Raw genomic sequence first — 12,974 nt, 5'->3', positions numbered from 1 at the left:
CACCCTGCCGTCGCCCGCGCGTCTCCGCACGCCGGCGGCCCGGACGCCGGCCGTGCCGACGTCCGGGTCACCGGGGGTGGGGCTACGCCCGGTGCCGCGCGCGCCGGCCGCGGGGAACGGTCAGCAGGAGCCCCGCGAGCAGCGTCAGGACGCCGGCCGTGACCGTTGCCGGCCCGGCGGCCGCCGCCGGAGAGGTCGCCGACCGCGTCGCGACGGCCTGCGGGGTGCCGGTGCCGCACGCGTCGCCGGTCCCCGTCCCGTCGGCGTCCGTGCCGCCGGTGCTGGGGCCCTCGGCGTCCGGGTCGCCGGTGTCCGCTGAGCCGGTCGGCCCGCCGGTGCCCGGACCCGTGGGGGAGCCGGTGGCGCTTCCGGTGCCGGTCGTGCTGCCGGTGCCGGACGAGCCGGCGGCCGGGACCGTCCGGCCGGCGGCGCCGGTGCAGTCGCCGTCCGCGTCAGCCGCGGTGGAGCCGTCGAGGGAGGGAGCGGCGGTGCTGCCGGCCGCCGTGCCGGCCGCCGTGCCGGCCGCCGTCCCGCCGTCGCCGGAACCGCCTCCGGGCCGGCCCGCGCCGTCGCCGGACTGCTCGCTGCCGTCGCCGGGCTGCTCGCTGCCGTCGCCGTGCTGGTGCCCCTCGCCGTCCCCGCCGAGCAGGCCCGGCAGGAGGTCGCCGGTGGCGGAGGGCAGCGGCAGGGTCACCGTGCTCGGCCGGTCGCCGTCGAGGCCGGCCGGGAGCTCCAGGACGGTGTCCGGCGTCGTCGCGCCGTCGGTGTCGCCGATCGTCACCGTGTCCCGGAGGTCGAGCAGCAGGCCGTCCCCACCGGGCCCGGCCGTCACCGGGTCGGTCAGGTCCACGTCGACGTCGGCGCCGGTGAGCGGGTCGCCGTCCAGGGCGTCGCCGAGATCCCCGGTGACGATCGGGACGGTGATCGTCGTCCCCGCCGTCCCGCCGCCGGAGGTGTTGACCGGGACGGTGACGGTGAGGCCGTCCGCCGGGTCCGGGAGGCGGTCCTCGGCCTCGGTGACCCGCACCGGGACGCTGACGCCCCCGTCGCCGAGGACGGTCGTGCCGGGCGCGGTGTTCGTGTCGACCGGGAGCCTGAGGTCGTCCCCGGTTCCCGTGCCGACGGCGAGGTCCTCGCCGGTGCCGGTGACGACCGGTGTGCCGAGGACGGCCCCGTCCTGGACCGGGACGGTCACGGTGGCGCCGAGCAGGTCGGCGGTGAGGTCGTTCTCGTCGGCCGCGGCGACGCCCGCTCCGGCGGCCAGCAGGCCCCCGGTCAGCAGGGCGGTGCGCAGGCCGCGCTGCACCCATCTGTTCATGGCTGGTTCCTCCTCCGTGCTGAGTGGACCGGCCCCGGACGGGACCGGGAGTCGTGCCGTGCCGGCTCGGGGCCGGCCGGCCGCACTCAGTCGGGCGAGGTGGAGGGGTCGTCGGCGAGGTCGCCGACCGCGTCGCGGGCCGCGTCGGAACGCATCCCCGTGGCGGTGAGGGCGGCGGTGCGGGGGTCGGTGGGCAGCGTGGCGGTGCCGGCGTCCGGGCCCGGTGCGGCGCCGCCGGCACCCGCGGCAGGAGCCGGGACGGCCGGCACGGCGCCGGACAGGGGACCGGGGCCGGCCGGCACCGGGACGGGGAGCGGCGACGGTGCGACCGAGGGCGGCGTCTCCTGGAGGAGGCGGAGGTCGGACGTCGGCGCGACCGGGCGCGCCACCGGGGCGAGCGGCGCGGCGGAAGCCGGTGGCTCGGCGGCGACGGCGGCGGGGGGCTGGACCGTCTCCGGAGCCGGGGGCAGGAGGTCGGGCGCGACCGGTGCGGCGACGTGCGGTGCGGGCGCCGGGGCGGCGGGCACCGGGCGATCGACCACGGGCGACACGACCTCGGCCACCGGGGACACGACCTCGGCCACCGGGGACACGACCCCGGTCACGGGGGACACGACCCCGGTCACGGGGGACAGGGCCTCGGTCACGGGGGACAGGGCCTCGGCCACCGGTGGAACGACCTCGACGACCGGCGCGGGAACCGCGGTGGTCGTCCGTGCGACCTCGGCGATGACCTGCTGCGGAACCGCGAGGGAGTCGGCCGGCGAGCCGTGCACGATCCCGGGGAGCACGCCGGTCAGCGGCGCGACGAGGCCCTCGTCAGCAGAGGCGCCCGACGTCCCGGTCAGCCAGAGGCCGACACCGAAGCCGCCGAGCAGGACCGCGCGGTACAGCAGCCGGCGGCGCCGGGGACGGGCGCGGAGGAGGGGAGCGGTGTCGTCGGGCACGACGTCCTCCCTCACTCCGCGTGTTGAGCCGGTCACACCGAGGCTAGGCAGGGGTCATCGCCTCCCGCGCGCCGAGACGGGTCGCCCGACCGGGTGGACAACGCTCGTCGTCGTCACAGGAGGTCACCGGTCCCGCGTCCGGCGTCCGGTTGCGGCACGCCGGGGTCCGGAACCCGCACCACGTCTGGACGTCGGCAGCGTGGGTACGCCCGCCCTCGGACCGCACCCGACGAGAGACTCCCCATGCCCCCGCTGCACCCAGCCCTGGCCGCTCCCGCGGCCGAGCCCATCCCGCTGCGTCCCCGCGGACGACGGCTGTCCGGACGGCGCGTGGTCGTGACCGACGGCGCCGACGGCCTCGGCGCGGCGATCGTGCGTGCCTTCGCCGACGAGGCGGCGACGGTGGCGGTGCTCGACCCCCGTGCGGAGGCCGCCCTCCGGCTGGCCGCGGAGGTCGGCGGCCGGGCGTACCCCGTCGACCTGGCCGACCCCGTGGACACGCGGGAGGCGATGGAGAAGGCGGTCGCCGGGCTCGGCGGGCTCGACGTCCTCGTCGCCTGCGCCGGCGAGCAGCGCTACGCCCCGCTGCTGGAGATGGACCCGCTGGACCCGGACGGCGCCTTCCCCCTGCCCGTCCAGTCGATGCTCGCCGCGATCCAGGCCGCGGCCTGCGCGATGGTCGGGTTCCGGACGCCCGAGGACGACTGCGTCGGCAAGATCGTCACGGTCGCCGGCGCCGGCGCGCCCGGTTCCGGCGGACCGGCGCACCACGCCGCGGCGAGGGCGTCGGTCGTCGCCCTGACCCGCGCTGCGGCCCAGGAGCTCGGCCCGCACGGCATCACGGTCAACTGCCTGTGCCCCGGCTACGTGCTCCCGCCCGCGGAGGCCGCCGCACGCCACCGCGCCGAGGTGGCCGCCTGGTCGGCGCTGTCCCCGCTCGGGCGGCTGGGGGAGCCGCGGGACGTCGCCCGCGCCGCGGTGTTCCTCGCCTCCAGCGACTCGGACTACCTGACCGGGGACGCGCTCAACGTCGGCGGGGGCGTGCCGCTCCACTGACAGACTGCCCGCGTGCGCGCACAGGAGTGGGACCAGCGCTACGCGGAGCAGCGGCAGTGGTCGGCCGAGCCCAACGCGCTGGTGGCCGAGCTGCTCAGCGGCCTGCCGCCGGGGACGGCCGTCGACCTGGCGGCGGGGGAGGGCCGGCACGCGCTGTGGCTGGCCGACCGTGGCTGGCTGGTGACCGCCGTCGACTTCTCCACGGCCGGGCTGGACCGCGGCCGCCGGCAGCCCGGTGCCGAGCGGGTGACGTGGGTGGCCGCCGACGTCCTCGGGTGGGACGCGCCGCCGGACTCCCTCGACCTGGTGCTCGTCGCCTACCTGCACCTGCCCGAGGCCGACACCGTCGCGCTGCTGCGCCGGGCCGTCGGCTGGCTGCGCCCGGGCGGCCGGCTGCTGGTGCTGGGGCACGACGTCGACAACGTGACCGCCGGCGTCGGCGGCCCGGAGGACCCGGCGATCCTGCACAGCGTGGCGCGGCTGGCCCCGGTGGCCGGGCTGCTCGACGTCGACCGGTGTGCGCAGGTGCCCCGGTCGACGCCGGCGGGGACCGCGCTGGACACCCTCCTGTGGGGCCGTCGACCGGACCCGACCGCCGGTCCCCAGCGGTAGCGTGCCGACCGTGATGGGGATGGGGGGCGCCGGCGGGCGCCGGGCGGAGCGACGGCGGCGGATGGTCGCCGCGGTGATCGTGGTCGCGATGCTCGTGGTGGCCGGTGCGACCGTGCTGTCGATCGCCCTGGGCTGAGGAGCCCGGGCAAGGGGATCGAGGCGTGGTCCGCCGCGGCCACCCGGCGCGATGAGGAGCCGTTGCAGGGGAACGGTGAGCGCTGCCCGGCCGCTCGGACGCTGGCTAGCCGTACCCCGCTCCAGGCTCCTGGTCCGGTTCCAGGTGTCTGGAGGGGGCACGGCTGTCCGCCCTCCGCGAACGCACCCCGAGGTGGTGTGGCGAGTTGTGGGCGGTGCCCTATGAGGCGCCGACCGTCTCCTCGCTCAGGAAGTCCCGCACCACCCGTTCCACTCTCTCGACCTGCTCCCACTGGGGGACGTGGCCGGCACCTTCGATGATCTCGACACGAGAGTCGCTGATCCGTTCAGCGAACTCCTGGGCGTAGACCGGCGAGATCAGCCGATCCTGCTCGCCCCAGATGATCAGCGTCCGTGCGGTCACTCGGTGCAGCCGCTTCTTCAGGCCCTTGTCAGGCACCGGCCAGACGAACTTCCCTGTCGTACCGAGCGCCCACACCGAGTCGGCCTGCGCTCTCGCCAACTCCTGTGGATCTGTGGGCAACGCGAGGAAGTCCTGCACCGACGGGGCCTCCAGATTGCTGAACAGCGTCGTCACGAGCTCCTCGGGATCCAGGAGCATGTACTGCGTGACGGGGGCATCGTCGCGCCACAGTCCGATCGGGTCGATCAGCACGAGCCGGCTGACCCGGCCAGGGTTGTGGGCCGCCACTTCGCACGCCATCATCCCGCCGAACGAAGAACCGACGAGGGTGACCGAGGAGAGTCCGAGCGCCTCGAGGAGTTCGTCGTAGATGAGGACGAGATCCCAGAGCGTGTCCACTCTGTAGATGGCGTCCCGGTCCGTTTCTCCCAGTCCGGGATGGTCGGGTGCGTAGACCGTGTACTCCTCGGCGAGCTTGTCGAGGAACAGGTCCCACTTCGGGCCACCCGCGGTGTGGAGGTAGACCAGGGGCGGACCATCTCCTGCCACCTTCACCTTGGCTTCGAAGTCGGCGTGCTTGAGCTGGACGGTTTCGACTCTCGGTGCAGCCATCGTCTTCGCTTCTCCTCTCTGCCTCGTTCAGCGGACGGGCGTCTTCTCGAGCCGCTTCGGCCACCAGCGCTGTTCCCATCCGTCGCCGTCCCACATCCGCTGCAGATGCGGGAGGACCTCACGACCGAACAGTTCGATGTTCCTCATCGCCTGTTCATGGCCCATGGAGCCGAACTGGAGCACCGTCATGAGGTGGCCGACGTTGAGGCGCCGCGCCATCTCCTCCAATCTCTGCCGTACGGTCTCCGGGCTCCCGACGACCGCAAATCCCTCTTCGATCATCTGCTTGCCGCTGACCTGGGTCAGTTCTCGGTAATCGGAGTGCTTGAGCATCCCGGAGCCGAACAGGTTGATGAGACTCTTGTAGTCCGTGGCGCCAGGGACGGCGAGGTACTGCGGCGGGATGTAGAGCATCTTGTGGTAGAAGTACTCGACGTGCTCGATGAACTCCTTCTCCGCCTGGGCGTCCGTCTCGGCGACGCCCACCAGTTGTAGGAACGCCGCTCGATAAGGGTTGCGGTCCCTGCCCTTCTCCTCGGCTCTCGCCCAGAAGCGGTCCATGACCTTGACCGCGGAATCGCCGCCGAAATAGCTGAGGTAGGCGTAGGGGAGATCCCGTTCGTGACAGTAGTCCCAGGTCGACGAGCTGGCGGCGCCCGGGATGATCAGTGGCGGATGAGGAGACTGGATGGGGCGCGGCCACAGGTTCACCTTCGGCAGCTGGAAGTGCTTGCCGTTCCAGACGAAGAACTCATCGGCGGTCCAGGCCTTGATCATCAGATCAATGCCTTCCCGCCACCGCTCGCGCTGCTCCATGGGAGGAACGCCATAGGCGATGTTGGCGTCCGCGCCCAGGCCGTGCGGTAGGCCTGCCACGAGTCGGCCGCCACTGATGCAGTCGATCATCGCGTACTCCTCCGCAATGCGTATCGGAGGAGAGGTCGAGGAGATGGTGGCACCCAGTTGGACGATCGCCACGTCGTCCAGACCCTGGTCGTGGGTCAGCTTCGCCAGCGTGGCCCCGAAGAGGTTCGGGTTGTTCCAGAACCCGTACACCGCCTGGTGGTGCTCGTTGGTCCCGAGACCGTCGAAGCCCAGTTGTGCGGCGAACATCAACTCGTCCAGCGACCAGTGGTAGTACTGGCCTGCCTTCTCGGCATCGCCCAGTTCCCACCACGGGGCGTCGGTCCAGGAGCCGGTGTAACGCTTCTCGAAGTCCGCAGGCAGGTCGCGATGCGGCATGAAGTGGAAAGATGTCACTTTCACGGCGACTCGATTCCTCTCTCTGGACGAACATCTGGCGGTCCCGGTCGGTGGCCCACCTCGACGACGGATCGATGACGTGCCTCAGCGCTGTGCGGTGACGCTGTCCGACCGCTCCTCCTCATCGCCGGAGTGCTCGGGTGCACGACGGCGGTGTGTCCGCACGGATGGGGCCCGGTCGGTTGGCGCGGACAGTCTGTGATGTGGGTCACGAACGGGCCGCGAGTGTGTCGGGTCGGGAATTCCGAGGTCAAGCCCTCACTGCAGCGGTCGACGGTCGTGGTCGTCTCCGGGGACCGGTGGCGAGGACCACCCGTGGCGCCGAGGAGGCGGCTCGCCGAGTCGGAGCGCGATGTCCACGATCCGATCCCGCATCAACGGGACGGCCCGCGGCTCGGGGGCGGCCGATCTGCCTCCGTCGCCGTGGCGCACCTCCGCCGGACGCAACGGCTACTCCGCCGGCTGACCGGCGGCCGGCCGGGGGAGGTGGTCGAGGAACCAGTCGCGGGCCAGGGCGGCGGCCGTCTCCAGCGTGCCCGGCTCCTCGAACAGGTGGGTCGCGCCCGGGACGACGGCGAGGCGGTTCACGCACCGCAGCTGCTGTTGCGCCTGCCGGTTGAGCTCCAGCACCTGCCCGTCCTCGCCGCCCACCACCAGCAGGGTCGGCGCGCGGACGTCGGCCAGCAGCGGCCCGGCCAGGTCGGGACGCCCGCCCCGGGACACCACCGCCCGCACCTCCCCGTCCCGGGCCGCGGCCTCCAGCGCGGCGGCGGCACCGGTGCTCGCACCGAAGAACCCCACCGGCAGCTCCGCGCAGGCGGGCGTCGCGCGCACCCACGCGGTCACCGCGCCCAGCCGGTCGGCCAGCAGCCCGATGTCGAAGACGGCGGCGCGGTCCCCCTCCTCGGCAGGGGTGAGCAGGTCGAACAGCAGCGTGCCCAGGCCCGCCTGCTGGAGGACGCCGGCCACGAACCGGTTGCGGGGGCTGTGCCGGCCGCTCCCGCTGCCGTGGACGAAGACGACCAGGCCGGCCGCGCCCGCCGGCACCGTGAGCGTGCCGGCCAGGTCCACCCCGCCGGCGGGCACCGTGACCTCGCCGCCGGCCGGCTCCGCGGCGGGGCCGGCGGGCGTCCCCAGCAGTGCCACGACCTCCTCGTCGGCCGTGGGGCGGAAGTCCTCGTAGAACCGGCCCACGGCGGCGAACCGGTGCGGCACCTCCAGGCACACCACCTCGTCGAACTCGTCGGTCAGGGCCTGCGCACTCTCGCGGGCGCACACCGGCGCGGCGAGGACGACGCGGCCGGCGCCCTGGGCCCGGACGACCGCGCCGGCCGCCCGCGCGGTGGAGCCGGTGGCGATCCCGTCGTCCACCACGACCGCCGTCCGGCCGGTGAGCGGCACCGGCGGGCGGTCCCCGCGGAAGCGCCGCGCGCGCTGCACGAGCTCGGCGCGCTCCCGCTCCTCGGCGCGGGCCACGACGTCCGGGCCCACCCCGGCCATCGCCACGACCCGCTGGTCGACCACGGTGACCCCGCCCTCGCCGACGGCGCCCATCGCCAGCTCGGGCTGGGAGGGCACCCCCAGCTTGCGCACCACGACGACGTCCAGCGGCGCGCCGAGTGCGCGGGCCACCTCGTAGGCCACCGGCACCCCGCCGCGCGGCAGGCCCAGCACCACGACGTCGTGCCCGCGCAGCCGCTCCAGCTGCCCGGCCAGCCGCCGTCCGGCGTCCCGGCGATCGAGGAACGGCACGTCGCACCTCCTGGCCTCCGGTCCCCGATGCTGCGCGTCCCGGGGCGGTCGCCGACAGGGGACGTTGGTCCCCGATGGGGGCGGGGTGACCAAGGTCCCTGGTGTCGGATCCGGGGGGCAGCTTGGGTGGAGACCACTCCCGGGGGCAACTGCTCAGCGCCCCCGGTCTCCACCCGGCACGAAGGGGCCCGCCGCATGACGCTGACCGACGACTCTGCCGTCGACCAGGCCGTGGCCCGTCTCGCCGACGAGTTCCGCGCCCGGTTGCGGCCGCAGGTGATCGGCACCGTGGTCCGCAACTGCCGTCGGGACCTCAGCGGGGTGCCGGCCACCGCGCTGCCCGAGCTGGTCGAGCGCCTGGCGCGGGCCCGGCTGGAGCAGGTGGGCTGAGCGCCGGTCCCGGGGGCCGCCGCGGAACTCGCTTGCCGCCGCCCGGACGATGACCGGGTGGGCTTCGTCGACGTCACCGGCATCCGGCACACCCTCCCTGACGGGCGGGTGCTGCTCGACGACGTCTCCTTCCGGGTCGGTGACGGCGCCCGCGCCGCGCTCGTCGGTGAGAACGGCGCCGGGAAGACCACCCTGCTGCGGATCGTCGCCGGCGACCTCGTACCCGAGGCCGGCGCCGTGGCGCGCAGTGGCGGCCTCGGCGTCATGCGCCAGTTCATCGGCTCGGTCCGGGACGACACGACCGTGCAGCGGTTCCTCGTCGACCTCTCGCCGCCCGACGTCCGCGCCGCGTGGGAGGCGGTCGAGGCCGCCGAGCTGACCCTCATGGAGACCGACGACGAGGCCGCCCAGCTGGCCTATGCCGACGCGCTGGGGCAGTGGGGTGACGCCGGCGGCTACGAGGCCGAGGTGACCTGGGACGCCGTGACCGTCGCCGCGCTCGGCGTCCCGTACGAGCGCTGCAAGTACCGCGACCTGTCCACCCTCTCCGGTGGCGAGCAGAAGCGGCTGGCCCTGGAGGCGCTGCTGCGCGGTCCGGACCAGGTGCTGCTGCTGGACGAGCCGGACAACTACCTCGACGTCCCGGGCAAGCGCTGGCTGGAGGAGCGGCTGCTGGAGACCCGCAAGACGGTGCTGTTCGTCAGCCACGACCGGGAGCTGCTGGCCCGCGTCGCCGACCGCGTGGTCACCGTGGAGGGCGGGACGGCGTGGGTGCACGGCGGCGGGTTCGCCGGCTACCCCGCCGCGCGGACCGCCCGGCACGAGCGGATGGCCGAGCTGCGCCGCCGCTGGGACGAGGAGCACGAGCGGCTGGTCGAGCTGGTGCGCACGCTGCAGCAGCAGGCCGCCAACTCCCCGGACATGGCCTCGCGGTACCGGGCGATGCAGACCCGGCTGGCGCGGTTCGAGGCGGAGGGGCCGCCCCCGGAGCGGCCGCCGGAGCAGAAGGTGGCCATGCGGCTGCGCGGCGGGCGCACCGGCGTGCGGGCGGTGATGGCCGAGCAGCTGGAGCTGACCGGGCTGATGCGGCCGTTCGACCTCGAGGTCTGGTACGGCGACCGGGTCGCCGTCCTGGGCGCCAACGGCGCGGGCAAGTCGCACTTCCTGCGGCTGCTGGCCGGCCAGGAGGTGGCGCACACCGGCGCCTGGCGGCTGGGCGCGCGCGTCGTGCCGGGCTTCTTCGCGCAGACCCACGCGCACCCGGAGTGGCTGGACCGCACCCTCGTGGACCTGCTGTGGCACGGCGAGCCCGGGCGGCCGGGGGTCGACCGCGGGCGGGCGATGGCGGCGCTGCGCCGCTACGGCCTGGCCGACCAGGGCGACCAGCTGTTCCGCACCCTCTCCGGCGGGCAGCAGGCCCGCTTCCAGGTCCTGCTGCTGGAGCTCTCCGGCGCCACGCTGCTGTTGCTCGACGAGCCCACCGACAACCTCGACGTGCTCTCGGCCGAGGCGCTGGAGGAGGCGCTGGCCGCGTTCGAGGGCACGGTCCTCGCGGTGACCCACGACCGCTGGTTCGCCCGCTCCTTCGACCGCTTCCTGGTCTTCGGCGCCGACGGCCGGGTGTACGAGGCGCCCGAGCCGGTCTTCGACGAGGGGCGCGTGCAGCGAGCCCGCTGACCTCGACTGCCCGCGCCCTGGCGGGGGACGACGCCGACTGAGCAGTCGTGGTCGCCGGACGCGGCGTGTCCGCCCGTGTCGGCGACCGCAACTGCCCACTCGGCGCAGCGGCGGCTCAGCCGAACGCCCGGCCCTCGCCGCGGTAGGTGGGGACGGCGCCGGTGCGGACGTCGCCCTCCAGCGTGTGCAGGACGTCGACGTGCTCGCACAGCTCCCCGGCCTTGGCGTGCCGGAACCAGACCCGGTCGCCGACCCGCAGCCGCGCGGCGTCCGGACCGCGCAGCGGGGTCTGCACCTCACCGGCCCCCTCCGCGCCCAGCAGCCGCAGGCGCGGAGGGTGGGTCGGCCGCGGCTGCCGGTCGCCGCCCGGTGGGCCGGAGGCCGACCAGCCACCACCGGCGACGGTGACCGTGCCCGGCGCGGGGACGCGGGTGACCGGCAGGGCGAAGAGCGCGGCCGGGCGGGCGGAGAAGGCGCGGTACCCGTCGAACAGCGTCGGGCAGAAGAGCCCGGAGCCGGCCGCCAGCTCGGTCACCGACGGGTCGGCCGCGGTGCGCTCGAGGCTGCCGGTGCCGCCTCCGTTGACGAACTCCAGCGGGCTCACCGCGCCGACCGCGGCCACCACCGCGGCCCGCCGGCCGGCCAGCTCGCGGGCCGACACCGCCTGCATGCCCCGCACGGCCAGGCCGCGCGCCCACCGGCCCGGCGGCGCGTCGGGCACCCCGGCGATCTGCGCCTCGTAGGCCAACAGCCCGACCAGCGTGAACCCCGGACGGGCGGCGACGGCGCGGGCCAGGGCGGCGGCGTCGGCCGGGTCGTGCACGGGGGAGCGGCGCACGCCCAGGTGCACCCGGCCCCCGGCGGTGCGCAACGACGCGTCGACGTCCAGGCAGATCCGCACCGGCGGACGCCGGCCCGGCGGCGCGACCGCGTCGACGACGTCGAGGTGCTCGGGGGAGTCCACCATGAGCGTCACCCGGGCCGCCGCGGCCTCGTCGGCCAGCAGCCGGCGCAGCGCGCCGCGGTCCACCGACGGGTACCCGACGACGGCGTCGGCGGTCACGGGGTCGTCACCGCCGGTCAGCCAGAGCGCCTCGGACAGCGAGTAGGCGAGCACGCCGGCGAAGCCCGGCCGGGCCAGCACCCGGCGCAGCACCGGCCGGCAGCGCACCGACTTGCTCGCCACCCGGACCGGCCGGCCCCCGGCGCGGGCCACGAGGTCGGCGGCGTTGGCGTCGAGGGCGTCGAGGTCGACGACGGCCAGCGGCGGGTCGAGGTCGGCGGTCGCGCCGTCCAGTCGCGCCCGGGCCGCCTCGGCGGACAGCTGCGGTGCCGCGGTCACGCGGCGAGGGTGGCCGTCCGACAGCGGAGGGTCAACCCCCGATCAGGCCGTTGACCTGCGGACTCCGCGCCGTGCAGAGTCCCTGGGAGCGAGCGGGAGGAGGACGGCCGGGTGGCGGTACGGACGGCGTTGCCCGGGAGCACCACGCGCTGGCGCAACTGGTCGGGCAACGAGCGGGCCGAGGTCGCGGTCGTGCACCCGGCCTCGGTGGAGGAGGTCGCCGCCGTCCTCACCGCGGCCGCCGGGGCCGGGCGCCGCGTGCGGCCGGTGGGCAGCAGCCACTCGTTCTCCGCCATCGCGCGCCCCGAGGCCGTGCAGGTGGTCCTCGACGAGCTGTGCGGTGTCGCGGTCGGCGCCGACGGCCTGGTCACCGTCGGGGCCGGGACGCCGCTCTACCGCCTCAACGCCGAGCTGGCCCGGACCGGCTGGGCGCTGACCAACCTCGGCGACATCGACCGCCAGACCGTCGCCGGTGCCCTGGCGACCGGCACGCACGGCACCGGCGCCCGCTTCGGCGGGCTGGCCACGCAGGTCCGGGCGCTCGAGCTGGTCACCCCGGCCGGGGAGGTGCTCCGCTGCGACGCGGCCACCCGGCCCGACGTCTTCAGCGCCGCCCGCGTGGGCCTGGGCGCCCTGGGCGTGGTCACCTCGGTGACCCTGCAGGCCGAGCCGGCGTTCGCGCTGCACGCCGTCGAGGGGCCGGGCCGGCTCAGCGCCGCGCTGGAGCGCTTCGAGGAGCTGATGACCTGCACCGACCACGTCGAGTTCTACTGGTTCCCGCACACCGACGCGACGCTGGTCAAGTGCAACACCCGGGTGCCGCTGGCCGAGGGGCTCGACCCGCTGCCGCGGTGGCGGGCGGTGTGGGACGACGAGGTGCTGGCCAACGCCGCGTTCGCCGGTGTGGTCGCGGCGGGGCGGCGGGTGCCGGCGCTCGTGCCGCCGCTGGCCCGCGTCTCGGCCCGTGCCCTGGGCGCGCGCAGCTGGACCGACCACTCGCACCGGGTGTTCGTCAGCCGCCGGCGGGTGCGGTTCCTCGAGATGGAGTACGCCGTCCCGCGCGGCGACGCGCCGGCGGTGCTCGCCGAGCTGCGCCGCGTGCACGAGGCCGGCGACTGGCGCACCGCCTTCCCCGTCGAGGTCCGGCTGGCCGCCGCCGACGACGTCCCGCTGTCGACGGCGTCCGGCCGCGACACCGCCTACATCGCCGCGCACGTGCCCGCCGGCACCGACCCCGGCCCGTGGTTCGCCGCGGTCGAGGCGGTCGCGGGCGAGGTGGGAGGCCGCCCGCACTGGGGCAAGCTGCACGGGCTGGACGCTGACGTGCTGCGGGAGCGCTATCCGCGGTTCGACGAGTTCCTCGCCGTCCGCGACCGGCTGGACCCCGGCGGGGTGCTGGCCAACGCCCACCTCGACCGCGTGCTCGGACCGGCGCCCGGCCGCTGA

The 12,974-nt window shown here is 75.4% G+C and carries 12 protein-coding genes; 6 read left to right on the top strand and 6 right to left on the bottom strand.

Features of this window, described 5'->3' with window-relative positions:
- Positions 1–82 precede the first annotated feature (82 nt).
- Positions 83–1,318 carry a hypothetical protein gene (locus ACI784_RS08670; RefSeq protein WP_457013157.1) on the bottom strand — a complete coding sequence of 412 codons (1,236 nt, stop codon included), beginning with the start codon at positions 1,316–1,318 and terminating at the stop codon, positions 83–85.
- Between the two features lie 86 nt (positions 1,319–1,404).
- Entirely contained in the window at positions 1,405–2,265 is an 861-nt protein-coding gene (locus ACI784_RS08665; RefSeq protein ID WP_457013156.1) for a hypothetical protein, read from the bottom strand.
- Between the two features lie 243 nt (positions 2,266–2,508).
- Between ACI784_RS08665 and ACI784_RS08660 the strand changes: the two genes are divergently transcribed.
- The 3 genes from ACI784_RS08660 to ACI784_RS08650 are packed head-to-tail and all read left to right on the top strand — an operon-like array spanning position 2,509 to position 4,069.
- Positions 2,509–3,321 (top strand): SDR family NAD(P)-dependent oxidoreductase, encoded by an 813-nt coding sequence (locus tag ACI784_RS08660; RefSeq protein ID WP_457013155.1) that lies wholly within the window; start codon positions 2,509–2,511, stop codon positions 3,319–3,321.
- Between the two features lie 12 nt (positions 3,322–3,333).
- Positions 3,334–3,933, top strand: a complete 600-nt coding sequence (locus ACI784_RS08655) for a class I SAM-dependent methyltransferase (protein ID WP_457013154.1) — start codon at positions 3,334–3,336, stop codon at positions 3,931–3,933.
- 10 nt (positions 3,934–3,943) lie between these two features.
- Positions 3,944–4,069 carry a hypothetical protein gene (locus tag ACI784_RS08650; protein ID WP_456923187.1) on the top strand — a complete coding sequence of 42 codons (126 nt, stop codon included), beginning with the start codon at positions 3,944–3,946 and terminating at the stop codon, positions 4,067–4,069.
- A gap of 219 nt (positions 4,070–4,288) precedes the next feature.
- On the opposite strand, the gene ACI784_RS08645 is transcribed toward ACI784_RS08650, so the two are convergent.
- The 3 genes from ACI784_RS08645 to ACI784_RS08635 all read right to left on the bottom strand — a co-directional run bounded on the left by ACI784_RS08645 (position 4,289) and on the right by ACI784_RS08635 (position 8,119).
- Entirely contained in the window at positions 4,289–5,104 is an 816-nt protein-coding gene (locus tag ACI784_RS08645) for an alpha/beta fold hydrolase (protein ID WP_457013153.1), read from the bottom strand.
- A gap of 27 nt (positions 5,105–5,131) precedes the next feature.
- Positions 5,132–6,346 (bottom strand): LLM class flavin-dependent oxidoreductase, encoded by a 1,215-nt coding sequence (locus ACI784_RS08640; protein ID WP_456923185.1) that lies wholly within the window; start codon positions 6,344–6,346, stop codon positions 5,132–5,134.
- A gap of 471 nt (positions 6,347–6,817) precedes the next feature.
- The gene (locus ACI784_RS08635; protein WP_457013152.1) at positions 6,818–8,119 is read right to left on the bottom strand and encodes a phosphoribosyltransferase family protein; all 1,302 of its coding nucleotides are present in this window, start codon (positions 8,117–8,119) and stop codon (positions 6,818–6,820) included.
- A gap of 195 nt (positions 8,120–8,314) precedes the next feature.
- Between ACI784_RS08635 and ACI784_RS08630 the strand changes: the two genes are divergently transcribed.
- Both ACI784_RS08630 and ACI784_RS08625 read left to right on the top strand, forming a co-directional pair.
- Positions 8,315–8,509: a three-helix bundle dimerization domain-containing protein gene (locus tag ACI784_RS08630; RefSeq protein WP_456923183.1), complete on the top strand. Its 195-nt coding sequence runs from the start codon at positions 8,315–8,317 to the stop codon at positions 8,507–8,509.
- Between the two features lie 57 nt (positions 8,510–8,566).
- Entirely contained in the window at positions 8,567–10,186 is a 1,620-nt protein-coding gene (locus ACI784_RS08625; protein WP_456923182.1) for an ABC-F family ATP-binding cassette domain-containing protein, read from the top strand.
- A 115-nt stretch (positions 10,187–10,301) separates the two neighbouring features.
- On the opposite strand, the gene ACI784_RS08620 is transcribed toward ACI784_RS08625, so the two are convergent.
- The gene (locus ACI784_RS08620; protein ID WP_457013151.1) at positions 10,302–11,528 is read right to left on the bottom strand and encodes an amino acid deaminase/aldolase; all 1,227 of its coding nucleotides are present in this window, start codon (positions 11,526–11,528) and stop codon (positions 10,302–10,304) included.
- Positions 11,529–11,639: 111 nt separating this feature from the next.
- On the opposite strand from ACI784_RS08620, the gene ACI784_RS08615 reads away from it, so the two are divergent.
- Positions 11,640–12,974, top strand: coding sequence for a D-arabinono-1,4-lactone oxidase (locus ACI784_RS08615; RefSeq protein WP_457013150.1), 1,335 nt, complete (start codon positions 11,640–11,642; stop codon positions 12,972–12,974).

The sequence above is a fragment of the Geodermatophilus sp. SYSU D01186 genome (assembly GCF_054050215.1).
Note: the sequence above shows the minus strand (reverse complement) of the source record. Positions and strands in the feature narration are given on the sequence as shown.